Origin of the sequence: Chryseolinea sp. H1M3-3, from assembly GCF_029360725.1 — a bacterium.
GTDB lineage: Bacteria > Bacteroidota > Bacteroidia > Cytophagales > Cyclobacteriaceae > Chryseolinea.
Genome location: NZ_JARKMY010000009.1, coordinates 534,278 through 554,105, shown reverse-complemented (window position 1 = coordinate 554,105; position 19,828 = coordinate 534,278). Strand labels below are relative to the sequence as shown.

Annotated in this window: 12 protein-coding genes and 3 tRNA genes; 7 read left to right on the top strand and 8 right to left on the bottom strand. The window is 41.2% G+C overall.

Annotation, left to right across the window (positions count from 1 at the left end):
- Both P2W71_RS16885 and P2W71_RS16880 read left to right on the top strand, forming a co-directional pair.
- The coding region (locus P2W71_RS16885) for an integrase core domain-containing protein (RefSeq protein WP_276372463.1) at nt 1-553 on the top strand (553 nt) is incomplete at its 5' end.
- Nucleotides 554-1,209: 656 nt separating this feature from the next.
- Nucleotides 1,210-1,467: a hypothetical protein gene (locus P2W71_RS16880; protein WP_276372462.1), complete on the top strand. Its 258-nt coding sequence runs from the start codon at nt 1,210-1,212 to the stop codon at nt 1,465-1,467.
- A 1,242-nt stretch (nt 1,468-2,709) separates the two neighbouring features.
- Here the strand turns inward: P2W71_RS16880 and P2W71_RS16875 are convergent.
- The 7 genes from P2W71_RS16875 to P2W71_RS16845 all read right to left on the bottom strand — a co-directional run bounded on the left by P2W71_RS16875 (nt 2,710) and on the right by P2W71_RS16845 (nt 8,512).
- Nucleotides 2,710-2,783 (bottom strand) — tRNA-Pro (locus tag P2W71_RS16875).
- 116 nt (nt 2,784-2,899) lie between these two features.
- A tRNA-Arg gene (locus P2W71_RS16870) sits at nt 2,900-2,973 on the bottom strand.
- Nucleotides 2,974-2,977: 4 nt separating this feature from the next.
- Entirely contained in the window at nt 2,978-3,325 is a 348-nt protein-coding gene (locus P2W71_RS16865) for a four helix bundle protein (protein ID WP_276372461.1), read from the bottom strand.
- Between the two features lie 36 nt (nt 3,326-3,361).
- A tRNA-Ser gene (locus P2W71_RS16860) sits at nt 3,362-3,450 on the bottom strand.
- Nucleotides 3,451-3,712: 262 nt separating this feature from the next.
- On the bottom strand, nt 3,713-4,324 hold the full coding sequence (locus P2W71_RS16855; RefSeq protein ID WP_276372460.1) for a helix-turn-helix domain-containing protein: 612 nt from the start codon (nt 4,322-4,324) through the stop codon (nt 3,713-3,715).
- Between the two features lie 365 nt (nt 4,325-4,689).
- Nucleotides 4,690-7,077 (bottom strand): ABC transporter permease, encoded by a 2,388-nt coding sequence (locus P2W71_RS16850; protein WP_276372459.1) that lies wholly within the window; start codon nt 7,075-7,077, stop codon nt 4,690-4,692.
- Between the two features lie 214 nt (nt 7,078-7,291).
- Nucleotides 7,292-8,512: an SUMF1/EgtB/PvdO family nonheme iron enzyme gene (locus P2W71_RS16845; RefSeq protein ID WP_276372458.1), complete on the bottom strand. Its 1,221-nt coding sequence runs from the start codon at nt 8,510-8,512 to the stop codon at nt 7,292-7,294.
- A 123-nt stretch (nt 8,513-8,635) separates the two neighbouring features.
- On the opposite strand from P2W71_RS16845, the gene P2W71_RS16840 reads away from it, so the two are divergent.
- A complete protein-coding gene (locus tag P2W71_RS16840; protein WP_346659964.1) occupies nt 8,636-8,974 on the top strand; it encodes a PadR family transcriptional regulator in 339 nt (112 codons plus the stop codon).
- Nucleotides 8,974-11,595 (top strand): ABC transporter permease, encoded by a 2,622-nt coding sequence (locus P2W71_RS16835; RefSeq protein ID WP_276372457.1) that lies wholly within the window; start codon nt 8,974-8,976, stop codon nt 11,593-11,595. The genes P2W71_RS16840 and P2W71_RS16835 overlap by 1 nt, the downstream gene beginning before the upstream one ends.
- Before the next feature lie 69 nt (nt 11,596-11,664).
- Here P2W71_RS16835 and smc read toward each other — a convergent pair whose 3' ends face one another.
- Nucleotides 11,665-15,201, bottom strand: coding sequence for a chromosome segregation protein SMC (smc, locus tag P2W71_RS16830; protein ID WP_276372456.1), 3,537 nt, complete (start codon nt 15,199-15,201; stop codon nt 11,665-11,667).
- Between the two features lie 254 nt (nt 15,202-15,455).
- On the opposite strand from smc, the gene P2W71_RS16825 reads away from it, so the two are divergent.
- The 3 genes from P2W71_RS16825 to P2W71_RS16815 all read left to right on the top strand — a co-directional run.
- The gene (locus P2W71_RS16825; protein WP_276372455.1) at nt 15,456-16,004 is read left to right on the top strand and encodes a hypothetical protein; all 549 of its coding nucleotides are present in this window, start codon (nt 15,456-15,458) and stop codon (nt 16,002-16,004) included.
- 165 nt (nt 16,005-16,169) lie between these two features.
- A complete protein-coding gene (locus tag P2W71_RS16820; RefSeq protein ID WP_276372454.1) occupies nt 16,170-16,496 on the top strand; it encodes a hypothetical protein in 327 nt (108 codons plus the stop codon).
- The coding region (locus P2W71_RS16815; RefSeq protein ID WP_276372453.1) for a hypothetical protein at nt 16,496-19,828 on the top strand (3,333 nt) is incomplete at its 3' end. The genes P2W71_RS16820 and P2W71_RS16815, both read left to right, overlap by 1 nt.

Genomic DNA, 19,828 nt, shown 5'->3' with positions numbered 1-19,828 from the left:
AGCTCAAGACACTTACTACGTTGGTAACATCAAAGGCGTTGGACGAATTTATCAACAGACATTCATCGATACCTATTCCAAAGTTGCTTTTGCTAAACTCTATGATCGGAAAAATGCTATCACGGCCGCCGATATGTTAAACGACAAAGTGGTGCCTTTCTTCGAGGAGCAACAGATTCCTTTACTACGCATTCTTACAGACCGTGGTACGGAATATTGTGGGAAGGCTGAATATCACGAATATGAGCTGTACCTAAGAATCGAAAATATTGAACACTCCAAAACAAAAGTTAAAAGTCCGCAAAGCAATGGCATCTGTGAACGTTTTCACCGAACTATTCAAGACGAATTCTACGCTGTGGCTTTTCGAAAGAAGCTCTATGACTCATTAGAATCTTTACAGACTGATCTTGATCAATGGATCAGCGAATACAATGAGCAGCGGACACATACAGGAAAGTATTGTTACGGAAGAACTCCGTGGGAAACTTTTTCTGTTACTAAAGAAATTGCGTTGGCTAAGATGGTAGATCAAAATTATCAACCTGCATGAGTACAGTTTTTCATTACTTCCTCATAGGCCGCAAATTGCCGCAAGCGGAAAAAAAGTCAAGGGTGGCTTTGGCTGTGCGGTTGATTTTGCGCGGCCACTCGCGAAGCCCTTGACTTTTTTGGAGCGGTGGCTACCTTTGCCTGTGAGGAAGGAATGCCAGCTCAACTGTCAGATCAAGTCTTAGCTATTACACTTAATTGCCAATTGCGAAATCATGACGGTTATGAGCTGGTCAGGTCACGCAAAATTTGATACATTCAAAAAATACGTTGCCCTATCCGATGCTTACAAAAAAGTCCAACACAATAAAATCGAGTCACATTTTGATTTTTTCTGATCTACAACCAAGCTTGAAGAATTTAAACAAGAAATGATAAAACAGAATTTAGACCCTGACGCGTCAGGTTTACCTTTTAGTAGTATTTATATATGATTTACAATATCTGGTGATTTGTGGTGGAGAAATTTCTAAATCTGCGCACTAGAAAAAAATCTCCCCTTTTTTATCTCCCTAAAAATCCACCAATACTTTTAACGGTACCTTCAGCGCTTTAGCTAATGCCAATAACGTGGCCAATGAGGGGTTTAATTTTCCAGCTTCGATACGTTAAGGTCATTTTTTTTGTTATCTTAGCTTAGAGTAAAACCTAACATTCATGAAAACTGCTATTCTCTCCTTTGCCCTGACCCTTTTTGCGGGAACTGCTTTTAGCCAGTCATTTACAAAGGGCAGTTTTATTAAACCGGAATCTGAAAAAATATTTGTTAAAGGCTATATGAAAAAAGCGCAACTAGAAAATGTGTTTGCAAACAAATACTTCAAATCGGATGGTACTGCGGTTTTCAATAGATTATTATTAAACAATTTTAAATTAGAACGAAGGTGGGACAGAAGCGGGAATAGATGCAACTAAAAAAGTTTTCTTAACTTAAGGATATTATCCGGTATCCAATACCCGAAGGGAATTACAAATATTAATTCCCTTTTTTTATGGGCAACAATGTGTCTAAGCCGCAAAAACCTGTTTAATATTGATAATATCAAAGTTGTTAGGCTCTTTATCCCTCAACATTTAGTAACGTCCAATATTTACACCTCCCAGACCTGCACTAATTACAGGGCTTCCCGTATTTGGTTCGAAAAATGGTGTAGGTTTATTTCCAGTTAATTTAATTGAGGGTCACCAGTTGAGTTATTGTTATATGTTCCCCCGTAATTTGTGTTGATGGTCATACCATAACCGTAATTATAGCGAACTGTTAAATTTGAAATTACTCCACCGCTTTCTAAATGTATTAGGTCATTACTACAATAAGGGTTTGAGGTTGAAGTATCCACAATAACGTTATTATATATATTCCAATCGTCATTAGTGGATAAACTGTTGTTCGTACCAACTAGTGTATACGTTGTGTTTTGCGTCCAGTAGAATGTGTTGTTATAAATATCGAGGTTCTTAAACGCGTGGTCTTGTCCCCTTATGCAATATGTTGGAAATTTTCGAAAAAATTAACCCGTTATCTGTTATGAGAGAATATCTATTACGAGAAATCCAATTACGGATTGAAGAACTACCAGCACAATAATTCGTACCAGCCCACGAACTTACTAGTACATCCTGTGGCGTTGAATTTTATTGAAGCCAGTACCATTGAAGATTTAAAGGTAGAAACTAGTACAGAGGTTGACGTAAAGAGGTGGTAGTATTTTAAAGCCGTCTTTTACTTTTTCTAGCCTTTTTTTATGTGCCACAAGCCAGGCTAGCAAAATTTCTGGAATGTTAACAACTTGTTGACTTTAAAAATCTTCGTGCCTCAAAATTTTTTTAACTAAGTGCTAAAATCGGGGTGTCAGATTTGGTTGGTGCCCCTTTAATATTTTGGATTTGGGAAAATCCCAATCGTCAAGTTTTTTACTTAAAACACACCTCACACCCAATGAAGAAACTTATTAGGGTTTTGCGTTTGGTACGGTCGATTCTGCGATGGATAGCCGTAATAGTTGGAATGATTTTCTAACGGCGCTTTCACACACAAAAAGAAAAGGTAGGGTTAAAAGCCTACCTTTTTTATTGAACAGTTTTCTTACTAACTTTTTTACTAAGAATGAAAAAACCATGTTTTGATATCAAAAACAGGGTTTTTATTGTAAAAAGTCGGGGCGGCCAGATTCGAACTGACGACCTCTTGGTCCCAAACCAAGCGCGATACCGGGCTACGCTACGCCCCGAACAATTTCATTAAACTACCGGGCAAAGCCCGTCCCAAATGGTAGAATTTGGAGGCGCGAATATCACATTTTTTTCTGAATTCTACCTGCCTAAAGCTAATTCTTTTGGGTTTTTGTGATTCCGTCGAGAGTCGAACTCGAAACCTACTGCTTAGAAGGCAGTTGCTCTATCCAGTTGAGCTACGGAACCATTGCTACTCGTGACTTCTATACATGCCTAACAGCATCTTCGAAATTTTTTCGTATCGGTCGTATAAATTTTGGGCCTCCGCTAAAGGCAACGCTCCAGTTTCTCCGAGGATCTGAAGGATTGCAACACACTCAAACACAGCACTTCTTGAAATGGTGATATAGTGCTTTTTGTCTACGCTTGTCATTCGTCCTGTGCCTTCTGCAAGGTTCAATAGAATGTCCATGCTTGCCTTTTTCCACTGATCTTTTATGTATGTATCGAGATTGGTGTTAGAATAAATGATTTTCAAGGAATCTGTGACAACGCCCTTGGCAATCTGGTAGACTTCTAACTTTTCAAAATCAAACATAATGGAGATCTCCTTCGGACCCTATACACCAAAATGCGGAGAGGGGGGGATTCGAACCCCCGGTACGCTTTAACCCGTACGACAGTTTAGCAAACTGCTGGTTTAAGCCTCTCACCCACCTCTCCTGGTGTAGAATCAAGCCCTTTTAAGGAAGTGCAAATATAAAAGTTGCTTTTAAACTATCGCAATTGAGGCTGAATTAGTTTAAAACAAAAGCATTTAGAATTGAGTGGAAGTCGAGTGACGCAGCTAGGGCACCGAGGTCCAAACCAATAAATTTATATACTTGAACCACCTGACAATATTTCCGGTTCAGAATCCGAACCTGACTCTAGCTTCGCCTTAGCTCCGCCTTGCCTATACTGTCAGTATACCGTAGTCAACTACTTATTTGAAAAAATTGATCTTCAATGGATACTTCCAGGGTTCTTTTCCATTGTACACTTTTATTGCATTTATCGCAGGAAAGATTCCAAACACCAGAACTGCCAGAACCATCCCTACTACGATTAAAACCGGGAAATTCATAAGCAGTTTAATAAGCATGGGATCGCCCGGTAAGAATATAGCTGTAAGCGCCAACACGATCTGAATTCCAAAGAGGAAGCTCATCAGTATGGAATAGGTAAGCTGACCATTAAGAATATCCTTTCCATGTTTGTTAATACCGTTGATTTCCTCGCGTTTCATCATCCAGAAAATAAATGGGAGCAATACATTTCCTATTACAGGAAAAAGAAAAAATCCGATCGGTGTGATGTGAAGAACGGCAAGCTGATTCAGTTCATGTTGTGTTGGTTCGGGAAGTAATTCTTCCAGATTTACCTGCAGAGCATCGGCGATTGATTTCAAGGTATACAACCGTGGGTCTACTTCGCCGGCTTCTATACGCTGAACGGTGCGGACATTCAGTCCAGTCATCTCCGCAAGTACTTCTTGCGTCATACCTTTTTGCTTTCGGTAGTGAACGATTTTTTTGGCAATTGATATTTTGTCCATATTCTTTTTGAACAAATGTCACGGGGAAATGCCTATAAAGTTAACGGTATATACCCGACATTCACCCGACATCGTCTAAAATCAGTCAAAAGAACAGCTGCCTTCAGGTCAACAGACTTTTGGAACACAACACTGTGAGAAGAACTTCGCTTCAAAATGTTCCTCATGTTAAAGGAATTTTAGGCTACTCCATATTAAAAGTTATTAGCCTTTTACGCGTCGGTTAACCCTGCCTTTATCGGTTTTCTTAGTGGTGCCGAATTGCTTATAAAGACTCGCAATCCAGCAATTTACCTCCGCAACGCGTAACACTAATGCTTTGCGCAATTTCTCCGAAATTATTGGAGCTGCAGCGGGGTCGTTAACTATTCCGACTTTAACGACTTCACCGGATTAATAATCGAAACCTTAATCACCTGGTAGCTAATCGTGAGTAGCGTTGTTATGAGCGCGATTGCACTGGCCAATATAAATACCCAGATAGAAATCTCTGTATGGTATTCATAATTCTCCAACCAGTTGCTAAGAAAACTCCATGCAAGTGGTATTGAAAGTAAACAGGAAATAATGATGAGCGAAATGAACTCAAGTGATAACATCTTCCATAATTTAACAACGGAAGCACCAAGAATTTTGCGTATGCCAATTTCTTTCTTGCGTTGCTCGGCCACAAAGGAAGACATCCCGAATAGTCCGAGACAACTGATTACAATAGCGAGCGATGCAAACAGGCTTGCTAATTTTCCGATTCGTTCTTCCGCCGCGAATTTCAAAGCATATTCATCATCTGTAAATTTAAAATCAAAGGGGACGGCCGGGAACAACGCGGCAAATACATTTTCAATCCGTGCTAACGATTCCTTAACACTCAGCAACGGATTCATTCTAATGTTCATCAACGTATTCTCCTTATAATCCAGCCAGAAAATAGTTTGTTTGACCGGCTCATAGGGAGACGTCATGATCATGTCTTTGATAACGCCGATGACTTTGTACTTTTTTCCATTTCGCATGATCTCGGTATTAATAGGATCTTTCAATCCCATAAATCGTACAGCCGTCTCGTTGAGAACCACGGCCGACGAATCTGTTGAGTAATCTCTTGAAAAATCACGCCCTTGTGTAAATTCCCATCCCATGGTCGCACCAAAGTCGTGTGTTACAGCCAGCGTTGCAAAATCACTTTGTTGATTAGGATCTTTGCCTTCCCAGTTAACGCCGGCTTCATTGAACCATATTTCGGTCACCGGGCTCGATGATTCAGCGATATTAATAATGGCGCCGGATCTGAGCAATTCGTTTTTAATTGCATCGAATTTTCCCCATAAGTCGGGCGAGGTTTTACGGATCATGATTAATCCCTCTCGTGTGTATCCGATCGGCCTGTTTTTAGCGTACTGGATTTGCTGCCAAACGATGATTGTTCCGATGATCAACGTGATGGATACTGTAAATTGCATCACTACCAGTACCTTCCTTGGAAGCGATGCCAATCGTCCTGCTTTAAATGTGCCCTTAAGTACTTTTACCGGTTGGAAAGAGGATAGGTACAATGCGGGATAGCTACCGGAAAGCAAACCGGTAATAAAAATAAATCCTAAACCGATGATCCAAAAATATAAGTTACTCCACAGGACACTCATTCTTTTGTCTGCAAGGTCATTGAACAACGGCAACACAACGGTAACGATGCCCAAGGCCAATACAAAAGCAAAGAAGGTTATCAGAATAGATTCCGCGAGGAATTGATAAATCAATTGTGCGCGCTGGGAGCCGATGGATTTTCGGATGCCGACTTCCTTTGCACGTTTCTCTGACTGCGCCGTGCTGAGGTTCATAAAGTTAATGCAGGCGAGCAGCAACACGAATGTGCCTATGATTCCGAACAACCATAAAAACTGTATTCTTCCATTGGTTTCTTTCCCACCTTCCCAGTTGGGATACAAGTGCCACCGTTCCATGGGTTGCAGGAAAAGGCTGGGATTTTCTGCGAGGGCTTGTTCTTTATTTAATTTAGTTAGCCTGATATCTTTTATTTTTGAAGATAAGTCCTGAAAGGTCGTGCCTGGTTGTATTTCAACAAGTATGGTTAAAGCGCTACTCCAGTTATTTTCGTCAGCTTTCATCCATGTATAATTTGACGAAACCCAAAGATCCCAGGTGGAAATGAATTGCAAGGTATTGAACCTTGAATTCCCTGGAAGATTTTCATAAACGCCAGTCACTTTCACGTCTATGGCATTGTCAATTCGCACCAGTTGATTCATTGGATCTTCGTCACCAAAAAGTGCTTTGGCGGCAGATTCTGAAAGTACAATCGACGCGGGTTCTTTCAAGCTTTGCCAGGAACCTTTTAGCATATTAAAAGACAACATTTCAAGCGCTTCGCCATCCATAAAGGTGCCGCTTTGAATGACTTTCCGGTCACCGACAAATAACGTGTGATTAAGTTCCCACCAAACTCTAACCACATGTTTGAAATCATTTTTGTAAACTGTCTTAAGTTCGTGGGCCAATGGTATAGGAGTTGTAGACGATGTATTTAGTTCTCCATTGGCAGTATAGTGCTGATAGACTTGTGCAATGCGGTCAAAATTTTTGTTACTGGTGTTAAATGAAATTTCATCATGTATCCACATCCCAATAAGGATGGTTACACTGATGCCAATGGCCAGGCCGGTAATATTTATAAATGAGTACCCACTTTTTCTCGTAATATTTCGAAATGCAACTTTTAGATAATTGGCAACCATAGCGACTTGCTTGTTATAAGGTTCGGATTCCTAATCCAACTAACGTACCATATCAAAACTGCTGGATTTGCCACCTAAATGCCCTGCACCAAATCGATAAAGTTCGAATACGGACTATTGCGTTCGAATTCAATGCAGTTGTAAAAAAGGAGAACCTTTTACCACTTCGAGACGCGCCCCGAATACCGATCTCCATATTACCTCATTACCGTACCTATTCCTCGACAACTTCCATAAACACCCTGAACCCAATTGTATCATCAGGTTTAGCATAAGACTTCACACTTCGTATCGTCGATTCCTCCGGGATGTCATCCCAACTTCCTCCATATGCTTTGCCTTTTTCATCAATCATCTCAGCAACGTTTCCAACTACATCATACAATCCAATGTCATTGGGGAAATAACTTGTGGTGAGGGCCATTTTTGTCCAGCCATCATGCCCTGGTAAAGTCCCAACGGCACAAGGATCTTCCAACGCCCGCGCTTTAAAATTTCCCAGATAACAGTTTTTAGTATTTGTAACTTTATTCCTGTAGTTATAGTGACCAAACCAGGGATACTTGATCTCACGCGCTGAGATCATAGCCTTTTTTCCTTTTTTTATTTCAGTAAGCGTATCTGCAGGAATTATTACCTCAACCAGATTTTCATCCAGCATCCAGGATTGAAATTTATCATAGCCTAAGGCAGCGATCTGCCATTCGTTTTGGGTGGGCAGTCGGAACCTTACTTTCTTAAACTTCTTCTTTCCTGTGTGATTATTATATTGCTCGCTAAACCATTGGCAAAACAGAACTGCTCCCTCGTGTGAAATGTTGACGGCGGGGTATTCCATATAATTGGTTTCTGACGTGTCTTTTTTATTCACTTTGCCTTTGAAGGGATGGCCGTAGTTTTCGTAGAATGATTTGGTCACGTCATCGTATGCTGTTAAGTCATAATTGCATAGTTTTAATAAGTCCTGTTGGTCTTGTTCTTCAAGAAAATTCAAAAATAAATTGTACATGCTATTCGTAGTTTCATATTCATAGCAGTATAAGTTTCCTTTAATTTTTCGTAGCGAATGATCTACTTCTTTCAGATTCAATTTTCTGGAAGTGATCGTTAATGTCCTTAACTGAAGGGAATAGTCTTCCAATAAAATAGTCAGGGGACTGTGGATGTCGTTGAGACTAATTTTAAATTTCTTATAACCAACATGCGATACTTCGAGTGAATCATATTCCTCGCCAGTAGCGACGTCAGCATTAAACGCGCCGGTGGCATCAGATGCTAATTCAATGGATTGCGTTCTTACACGGACAGAGGCCCTCGATAATGGTAATTTTGTTTTCGAATCAATGACTTTCCCTTGAATGACGCGGCGCTGTTGCTGACCTGACGTCGATGCGAATACAATACAGCAGGACAATACTAAAATTAAAACTTTCATTTTTTAACGGATGAGGTGGTGAACGTGAATTTCATTCTTAACGGATCGAATAACGTAATAACATTCAGGTTTGTATAACAAATATAAAATAACTTTTATTATATTCACGTTTGTATAATAAATATGACAATAAAGGGAAATTATCTGGGCGAATTTGAGGAACTTGTATTGCTCTCTGTCGCCTCGCTGGAAAATGATGCATATGGGGTTTCTATTATGCAGTATATAGAGACCGAAGCCGGAAGAACGGTAAACATTAGTGCGGTCCATGAAGTACTCAAGCGTCTTCAGAGAAAGGGTTTTCTTAAATCCAGGATGGGAGGCGCTACACAAGAGCGAGGCGGCAGAAGAAAACGGTTTTTTCTGTTGACGGTAGCGGGAAGAAAAACACTCGAAGAGGCCATGAGGCTCAAACTTCAATTGTACAAGCAAGTACCTAATTTTTCACTAAAGTTTAGTTGATGGACATCCAACCACCCAAATGGGCTGACAGATTTCTGGCTTGGTACTGCAATCCGGATTTGCTTGAAGAGATTCAGGGTGATGCACATGAATTGTATTTTCAGCGGGTAAAAAATGAAGGCAAGTCATCGGCTGATTGGAAATACATTTGGGATGTTATTAGGTTTTGCAGGTGGTCAAACATTAAAACTTCCACAGACGAACTGAAGCCAGGGTATCTTGGGGTTTTATGGAATCTTAATTTGAAGATTGCGCTACGCCATGCCGTTCATAATAAAATAGCCTTTTCAATAAAAGTATTTGGGTTGTCGATTTGTCTGGCATTTGCATTAGTGATCGCTGCATTCGTTATTCAGGAATTTACCTTCGACCGCCATCATGCCGATTATGAAAAAATCTTCAGGGTGGGAGCAAAAGTTGGATTGCACGGTGTAATTACAAATTATGCGGTATCTCCGTTAGCTCTTGGCGATGGAATGGAGGAGGAGATACCCGAAGTAGAGACTGCATTCCGGTTCATGTTTGGAGGGAATCCAGTCTTCACCGTTGAAGATAACCTTTTCAACGGCGAAACTACCCTGATCCCCTGTGAGGACTTTCTTAAAGTTTTGTCTTTTGATTTTATTCAAGGGACGACTGATGCCCTGGATGAACCTAACAAAATTGTTCTTACGGAAAGTACAGCCCATAAATTTTTTGGTGAAAAGGACCCACTCGGCCAAACCGTCAACTTGCCCTGGACGCAACTGGAAGTCGCCGCCGTTATTAAAGATGTTCCAGTTAGTTCTCATTTGAGATTTGATGCGCTTATCTCATGGGATACGTATGACTTCAACGATAGTTGGTCTAATATCAATGCCTACACTTATTTTAAAATGAAAAGTGGTGCGGATATTAAACCAGTAAGATCGAAGATCAACGAACTTTTTCTCAATCATACAAATGACATTAAGGGCAGTAGCGCACATAGACATGATGAGGAAATATCCATTTCACCGATTGTTGACAACATCGCGGATATTCATTTATCTGAATTTCGTGATGAAGACATTGCAGTAAAAAGGGATAGAACCAATCTGAATATCTTAATTGTAGTAGTGATACTTTTTTTTCTTACTGGCGTTATAAACTTCTACAACCTGTCACTGGCCGAGCTTACCACAAATGTCAGGAAGATCGGCATCCTTAGAGTGTTCGGCGGATCAACAGCCAACCATGGTAAAGTGATCGTCACCAACACGCTCTTGAGCATGTTTGTAATTTTACCTATCACGGGAGTGCTCAGTTATGCAAGCCTGCTTATGGCAGAAGATTATTTCTCCATCTCTGTTGCGAGAAGTGTTTTCACGAGCTTTTGGTTTATGATCGTACTGTCAGGTTCTTTTTTTCTTTTCATCTTTTCTGCAAAAGTCAATGCGTTTGTATTATCCAGAACTAACAATATTATTGATTCCTTAAAAGGGAAAGTTACGCTCGGTTATGAAGGGATTCGTTCACGTGAACTTTTGGTGGCGATGCAATTAGCGTTTTCCATAATCATGATAGCCCTCATTACAATTATTGTAGATCAATTTAATTACGTTAACGGTGTGGATAAGGGATTTGAAGATAAAAACACAATTGTTATAAAGATGCTTAACGATGATTTTTCAACCGCGCAAACCTTTCAGGAATCCCTTCGGAAACTGAACGGAATAAAAAAGGTGGATGGGGGATCTTTCTATCTTGATAATGTTGAGACTAAAGAGTTTTTTGAAGTAGAAACCGAGAATGGGAGAAAGAACATGTTGGTCACTTATATGGAATGTGGATACGACTATCTGGATGTTATGGGTATCAAAGTAACAAAGGGAAGGAATTTTAACGTGGACTTCAGTACTGACAACTTTGGCGCGTATATCATCAACGAAACTGCAGCGAGGGAATTTGGCTGGAAAGATCCCATAGGAAAAAGCATATGGGGACCGTTGGGTACGGATCGCGATGAGGGACAGATTATTGGGGTTGTTAAAGATTTTAATTTTGCGTCGCTTCACAGCAAGATTGCTCCGTTAATTATCTTTCCAGCAAGTGAAGGGTGGGGGATCCGTTATGTATATGTTAAGACAGATCCTATCCGACCATCAAATCTGATGGCACAAATTGGGCTGCAGTACAAAAAGTTATATGATGACCTTCCGTTGGAGTGGGAATTCCTTGATTCAAAATATGCCAGCTTGTACCAAAATGACTATGAAGTCAAAAATGTATTCCAGGTTGGATTGGTGATTTCAATTTTGCTATCATCCTTAGGTATTTTCGGTATGTCGGCGTTACTGGTGATCATACGCGCAAAGGAAATGGGAATTAGAAAAGTGGTCGGTGCAGACCAAATTCAGTTGTTTACACTTCACCTGCATGGTTTTATAAAATTCATTCTCATCGCAGTCGTCATCGCCTGGCCCATTGCTTATTACCTATCCGTCAATTGGCTTGATAATTTTGCTTATCACATTGAATTAAATCTGTGGTATTTTATCCTCCCTTGTTTTGTTGCCTTAATAATCGTTGTGCTCACATCCGGTTATCATGGCCTGAAAAGTGCCAGGGTAAACCCAGTGGATATTTTAAAAAACGAATAGCTGTTGGAGATAATGTCCCGCCGACAACTCTATAAAGACGCAAACAAGGGTCGACTAACGGAGCGAATCTTACGCGAGTTCGCGAAGATCCACCGGCACAACCCTCGAAATTCCTTTCTCAACCATCGTGATTCCATAGATTACATCAGTGGAACTCATCGTGCGCTTGTTGTGTGTAACAATAACGAACTGTGAGTCTTTGCTGAAGTTCCGGATGATGTTATTGAACTTATCGATGTTTGCATCATCGAGAGGAGCATCAACCTCATCAAAAATACAGAACGGCGCAGGTTTCAACAGGTACATGCTAAACAGGAGGGCAGTAGCGGTAAGTGTTTTTTCTCCTCCTGAAAGCTGATTGATCGTTAATGGTCGCTTTCCTTTAGGTTTCGCAATGATATCAATTTCAGATTCCAGAGGATTGTTTGGATCAACGAGCCTTAAATCACATTCATCACCCTCGGTAAACAATGATCTGAATACACGTATAAAGTGTTCCTTGATCTTGGTGAAGGCATCCATGAAGCTTTGGCTTGCTACACCTTCGATTTCCGTGATGGTATTGAGCAGAGAATCCTTTGCTTTTAAAAGGTCATCTTTTTGTGTTAATATAAAATCGTTGCGTTGTTTGATTTCGGTGTATGCCTCCATTGCCATAGGATTAATGGGTCCCATGTTGTCAAGACGATCACGAATTTTCTGCACTTCCTGCCGAACTTTGTCTTCATCAACTTTGCTAAGCTCTTCCGCCTCTTCCGGTGTTGCCTGGCCGACCACTGAATCCAGGTCGGTGTTGAATTCGACCGAAAGACGCTCTTTCACGGAGTTGAGCTGCATCTTGCTTTCACCAAGTTGATTCTGCAACTCCATCAATAACGTATCGATGTTTTGACGTTGATGCTGAATTTCACGAAGTTGTTTTTCTACCTGGTCAATATTTCCTCTTGACTCATAATATTCTTTCTCAGCTTCACTAAGGCCTTTTTCCATCTCCTCTTTTTCTGCGTACATGCCCAGGAGTTCATCATCGTTGGACTGAGTTGTCTCAATGATAAGTTTTACCTCATCCTCATTCTTCTTCAGTTCAGCAACGTTAGTCTCTATACGCAGGCTGCTTTGATCCATGGATTCCTGTTTGAAACGGGTTTCCTGTTCAATGCTTTTAACACGGTTTTCCTGCTGATGGAAAAATATATTTTGTTCATTAAAGGCAGATGACTTCTGGGTTAACAGCTCACTGTTTTCAGCAAGGTTTTCAGAAATCGCACTCAGCTTGTTTTCCTGATCTTCGAGATCATGTAAGGCTTGTTTTGCTTTAGGCTTTAGATCATCCAGCTCCTTTAAGAGGGTATCGATCTTTTCTATTATGTCCTCACTACGCAAATCAGCGTTGCTAAGCATCTGTGCAAACTGCTCGCGTTTGGTACGGATAGACACATACTCTTCATTCACCTGGCGTATAGCATGCTGCACTTCTTCCATTTGCTGACGAAGGCGATTGTTCCTCAGCTTCTCAAGATCAGTTTGTTTCTCAAGCAGACTTCCACGAATTTCATCCAGTTTACGGGTTAGCTCTTTAATTTCTTTCTCAAGCTTCTCCATGTTCTTCGCGCGGCCGATACGCTTTCCTTCGAACAAACCAACAGACCCGCCCGAGATACTGAATTTGCGTTTTGTTAATTTTCCGTTTTTAGTAATAAAAATATTTTCATCACTGTTCGGAATATTTTTGATGTCACCTTCATAGATATACACTTTATCCAGAATGAAGGACATCAGTTTTTTATACTTCTGATCGTACTCTATGATTTCCGTTGCGGGAAATGCATTATCATAAATTCGTCCTGGCGTTGACTCAAATTTCTCAAAGGCGTCCAGTATAAAAAAGTGTGCTTTACCTTTAGCGGCATCACTTAAAATATTGATAGCGTCGTATGCTTCAGCTTCGTGCTCAACGATGTAGTAATTCAGATAAGGCTCTAAATAATTTTCAATCGATACGCGAAACTCTTCGGAGGTAGTCAAAATATCGGAAAGGAGGGGAGCATTTTTGCCGACCTTCTTCTTCAAGAATTTGATAGCTTCCGGAAAGCCTTCCAGGTTTTCAACAAGAGATTTAGTCAGGTTATACTCGTTTTGACGCGCATCCAGTTTACGACCCGTGGCATTCATCTCGTCACGGATCATCTCAATTGTTTTTTCAGCACCAACAATGCGTTCCTGAACCCGCTCTTCTTCCTTCTTCAGATTTTCCTGTTCTTTATTTTTTTGGTCGAGCTCTTGTTGAAGAATTTTTAATTTGTTTTCAAACTCGGCGAGACTTGCGCTTTGAGTGGTTGTATCCGTCGCATGTTTTTCAAGTTCTTGCTTCAATGAAGAGACTTGTATCTCACGAATTTCAACACCTTTATTGATTTGAAAACTTTCTTCCTGGCGCTCACGCTGAACTCTCCGAATAGAATCCGACTGCTGTTGAAGTTCAGCAGTAATTCTTTTTTGATCTTCGTACTCAGTTCTTAGTCGTTCGAGTTTTCCAATGATCTCAGCGAGAATAGTCTCCGCTGCTTGCTTTTCAGTTTCAAGACTTTGAATACTAAACCTTGCACGCTCATTGCTTTTTCTATCCTGATCAATTTGGTCTTTTAGGCCGTTGGCACGGTCGTTCAAATACTTGAGGCGCGTGTTTTTGATTTGCTTCTCACTTTCGTAATGCCTGATCTTAGAGACAAATTCATTAATAGCTTTTTGCCGTGTTGAGAGTGTCTTTTCTTTTATGATAAGTTCGGCCTTTGCTTTTTCAATCAATGCTTCTTTCTCAGAGATATCGGCAGTAAGGGCAACCTTCCTGTCGTTCTCTTCCTCCATCTGCTTATTGAGGATGTTGAACTTATCCTTTTGTTTATTGACAACGACCTTTGCCAAATGAATACTTTTCTGTTTGTATTCTTCCTTGACGCGGTAATAAGTCTCAGTTTGTTTGGCCTGCTTTTCAAGGCTTTTCATATTCTTTTCAATTTCGAAAAGAAGATCTTCCACACGTTCGAGGTCAGCATCGGTATCCTCGAGTTTTTTTAGCGTTTCCTTTTTACGCTTTTTAAACTTTGAGATTCCTGCAGCTTCTTCAAAAAGCATTCGGCGGCTGTGGTCTTTATCGTTCAGGATGTCATCGACCATACCCAACTCAATAATCGCGTAGCTGTTGGATGCGATACCGGTATCCAGAAACAAATTCGTGATGTCTTTGAGACGACAGACGACACCATTTAGCAAATATTCACTTTCACCAGATCGATAAAGTCTCCGCGTAATCGTGATCTGGGAATATTCAGTAGGGAGGATATTTTTTGTGTTGTTGATGGTGAGGGATACCTCCGCCATTTGTTGAGCGCCGCGCTGACTCGTTCCATTGAAGATGACATTTTCCATCTTCTCCGACCTCAAGGCACTCGTCTTTTGTTCACCTAATACCCAGCGTATTGAATCTACAATATTCGATTTGCCACATCCATTTGGTCCAACAATCCCGGTAATCCCTTCATCAAAATTGATAACGATCTTGTCGGCAAAACTCTTGAAGCCCTTAATCTCCAGTTTCGCTAATTGCATGCTCTTATTAGTGGTTGTATGAGTGGTTAAACTGATTATGGTTTAAGGCTCAAGCTTTAGTCTATTGGAGTACAGTTAGATATGTAACTTTAACCTCAAACCTCAACCCTGGGACCTTAAATCATGTAAAGTCGGCAAATATAGGGTTCTCATTTCGGCAATTCAAAATAAAAATTCTCGTTCAGAAAGTACATGCATTTTCGCCCCTCAGACGCTTGAAATAGCGTTTGTGAATTATTTTCATAATTTTGTGTATGGGCGATTTTCAGTTTTGGTTGTACATCATCATCGGGGCTATATACCTGTTGAGCAGATTTTTGAAGAAGCCCGAGCAAAAGCCTACCGATGTGCCCGAATACGCGCCTGAGAAACCAGCACCTCGTTTTGAACCACCTGTTGCCAGACCCAGGCCATCTACTACAGCAATGCCAACATTCGAAGAGTTGTTAAGAGAAATTACGGAATCAAAAAAGCAAACCAAACCCGAAGGCCGGTCTCAGGAATATACCAATTATGAGGAAGTTCTTGAGGAAGAGGAAGAAGACCTTGAAGACGTTGACTATGATTATAAGAAGGATAAGGTTGCCTTGGAGTATGAAGAAGCTAAACAACACGCTTTTTTGAGACCCTCGTTGGAAGAAACATTGAATATAAAAGATACCGATACCAGGTTTGAGAAGTTCAAGGTGTTCAACCAGGAATCTCAACCCAACGCTATGGATAGGTATCTCATCGACTTTAACGACATGGACGGCTTGAAAAAAGCCATCGTGATGAGTGAAATTCTACAGCGGAAATTTTGATTTTTTAAACTAAATATTACAAGGCTTAGTAAACCTGTTCTTTAGAGATTACTACTTTTTGAGCTGACTACTGTAACACCGATCTTTACTTTTATTTAGTGGGGTTACATTAATTTTTTTAAGGTTATTCACAAATGATTTTTAAACCTAGTCCTAAGTAAACTTATGCATTTCATTGTCCTCTTATTTTTTGCACTTCTACCAGGGGTAAAATCTGATGCTCTATCACCTGATGATTGTGGGAAAATGGAAGTTAAACATTCTGTTACGCAGATAACTAATTCTCAAACCATAAAAATTGAATTAAAAGTAACTGGTGGTTCAGAACCCTACTTTTACTTCTTTTTCGATAAAAACAATAATCCCCTGACTTGGGACTTTAAGCAAAGTTCTTGCATTGTTGAAAAAGAGGATGCTCCCAAGTTCGCAAAAGTGCTTGATTCGAGTGGCTGCATTAAAATGATTGATTTTAACGAAAGCGATAACCGATAATGGATAGAAATTTACTTCTAAAATTAGGTCGGCTCGCCGTTTTTTTTGGCTTAATTTTTTGTTTTACGTATACGAGTTCAGGGCAATCCTTTACCTATTCTTCGGGGTCATTGTCCGTGGAAATAGATGTGCTGAATCCTTGTTCAGGGAATAATGGTGCAATTCGTTTTACTGTAGTATCGACGGAGTCTGGACAAGATGCCTCTCTTGCCATAGTGGGTCCGACTAATCTTTTTCCAGGTCAGACTATTCCGGCGGGTGGTACATACTTATTTAACCCAAGTGGAACATTATCAGCTGGCGGATATAACTGGATTTTGGGAGATGGAACTAATACCATTGGATCCATTCAAGACGCTGTTCTTTACCCGATAATAACGCTTTCAGATATTTCTGCTCCCCCTCTTTCAATTGCAAAAGACATTGAATTAAATAATTCATCTTGTGTAGCTCCTAATGGCCAAGTCCAAGCCTCAATCAATGGAGGATCTGAGACTATTGGAACAGGCTCGTATTCTTATTCATGGAGCTCTACAAATGGTACACCGGGTCTGCCTCTCAGTGGCACTACCGACGGAAGCTCGCCTCTGAATTTGGCGACTTTATTAGGAGTTGGTGGGCTGCGCGGAGGAACATATACAATTATAGTTTCTGATAACTATTCAGTTTGTTCCGTTAATCAGACTTTTACAATTACCGATCCTTCGCCTGCGATTTTTAACGTTACAACTACTTCCCCATTGAATATATGCTCTGGGGAAGATATCTCGCTTACATTGAGTAACACTGAACTTGGTGTAACATATGAAGTATTAAGAAATGGAGCTTCTTTGCCAGCCCCTATCACCTTTGTTGGTACAGGTACAGGAGCATTTGCAATGACCTTTTCCTCTTCCCAATTCGTTTCGGGGAATAGCATTCTTGTCCAAGCCACAAATGGGTTTTGTACTCCTGTTTTAATGAATGGAACAATCAATCTTGTCATTAACCCCCTTCCTACAATATCAGGTATTGTAGTAGGGTCTGTTTGCGCAGGAAGCACGTCCACAAACTTGAACTACACCTCAACGACTGGGTCACCAAACCAATATAGTATTGATTTTGATGCTACAGCAGAAGCGCAGGGATTTGCGGATGTTGTTAATGCTGCTTTGCCAGCAAGTCCCGTTTCGATTACTGTCCCGGCGGCCGCATTACCTGGAAATTATAACGCCGTTGTTTCAGTAAGAAATAGCACAACCAGTTGTTCTAGCACACAAACTCCGATTACAATCACGATCATTGCTAACCCTACGATTACCCTGGGTGCAAATCCGTCGGTGTGTATCGGAAGTACCACGGCTAGCCTACCGTATTCGGCAACAACAGGAACTCCTAATCAGTACAGTATTGATTTTAATGCAGGCGCTGAAGCTCAAGGTTTTGTTGATGTGGTGAATGTTGCATTACCAGCGTCACCGATCGCTATTACTATTCCGGGTATTGCTATTCCAGGAACATACAATGCTACCTTAACCGTAAGAAACACGGGCAGCACCTGTTCTAGCTCTTCTCAACCAATAACGGTTACTATAAACCCAAACCCAACAATAACACTAGGAGCAAATCCTTCAGTCTGTTTTGGGAGCACAACGGCAGATCTTAGTTATAGCGCAACAACGGGAGGTGCTAATCAATTTAGCATCAACTTCAACGCAGCTGCAGAAGCGCAAGGATTTGTGGATGTAGTCAACGCAGCTTTGCCTGCAACCCCGATTGTGATCACAGTGCCTGCAGCGGCGGTGGCTGGCACCTATAATGCGACCCTTTCGGTACGCAATAATGTAACAGGCTGCGTAAGCGGAAATACGAATATCAGCGTAACAATCATTGCTGCGCCCTCCATTACACTAGGTGCTAATCCGTCCGTTTGTTTTGGAAGTACTTCTGCGAATTTACCATATACTGCTACGACTGGAAGTCCTAGCCAGTATAGTATAAATTTCAATGCAGCCGCTGAGGCGCAAGGCTTTGTAGATGTTAGCAATGTTGTATTGCCAGCGAGTCCAATTATTATCACGGTTCCGGGAGCAGCGGTAGCAGGTACGTATACAGGAACGTTAACCGTCCTAAACACGGTAACAGGATGTGCAAGTAGCCCACAACCGATCACGGTGACCATTGATCCGGTACCTACAATAACATTAGGAGCTAACCCCTCGGTATGTACAGGCTCGACCACGGCACCCCTAGGGTATTCGGCAACATCGGGAAGCCCCAATCAATATAGTATAGATTTCAATGCTGCTGCCGAAGCACAAGGATTTGCAGATGTGGTCAATGCTGCATTACCTGCAACACCTATTTCAATTACTGTACCTGGCGCGGCAGTTGCAGGTATCTATAACGCAACCATCACCGTCCGCAATAGTGCCACAGGTTGTGTGAGTGCATCTCAACCCATTTCTGTGACAGTTGTCGCAAGTCCTACGATCACACTGGGCGCAAATCCTTCGGTGTGTGCCGGAAGTATCACGGCAAACTTACCGTACTCCGCAACGGCTGCGAGCCCCGATCAATATAGCATCAACTTTAATGCAGCTGCCGAAGCACAAGGTTTTGTGGATGTTGTGAATGCAGCTTTGCCAGCGACTCCCATTGTTATTACAGTACCTGGCGCTGCTGTTGCCGGAACTTATAATGCCACATTATCCGTCCGGAATAGTGTAACAGGATGTATTAGCACTAATACTAATATTAGTGTCATTGTCGTTGCCAATCCGACAATTACCCTTGGTGCAAATCCGTCGATATGCATTGGGAGCGCAACAGCGAACTTACCTTATTCTGCAACTACCGGTAGTCCAAATCAATATAGCATTGACTTTAATGCAGCAGCTGAAGGGCAAGGTTTTGTAGACGTATCAAACGTAGCTTTGCCTGCTAGCCCGGTCGTTATTACGGTTCCAGGAGCTGCTGTAGCAGGAACTTACAACGGAACATTAACAGTACGCAATACAGTAACAGGTTGTACAAGTATGTCTCAACCTATTAGTGTAACAATCAACCCGACGCCAACAATTACTTTAGGTGCTAATCCATCGGTTTGTACAGGCGCTACGGCGGCAAGCTTACCTTTTAGTGCTACCACCGGAACGCCCAACCAATATAGTATCAATTTCAATGCTGCTGCTGAAGCACAAGGATTTGTAGATGTGGTCAATGCTGCATTACCTGCAACACCTATTTCAATTACTGTACCTGGTGCGGCCGCCGCTGGTACTTATAACGCAACCATCACTGTTCGCAATAGTACCACAGGTTGTGTGAGTGCATCTCAACCCATTTCTGTG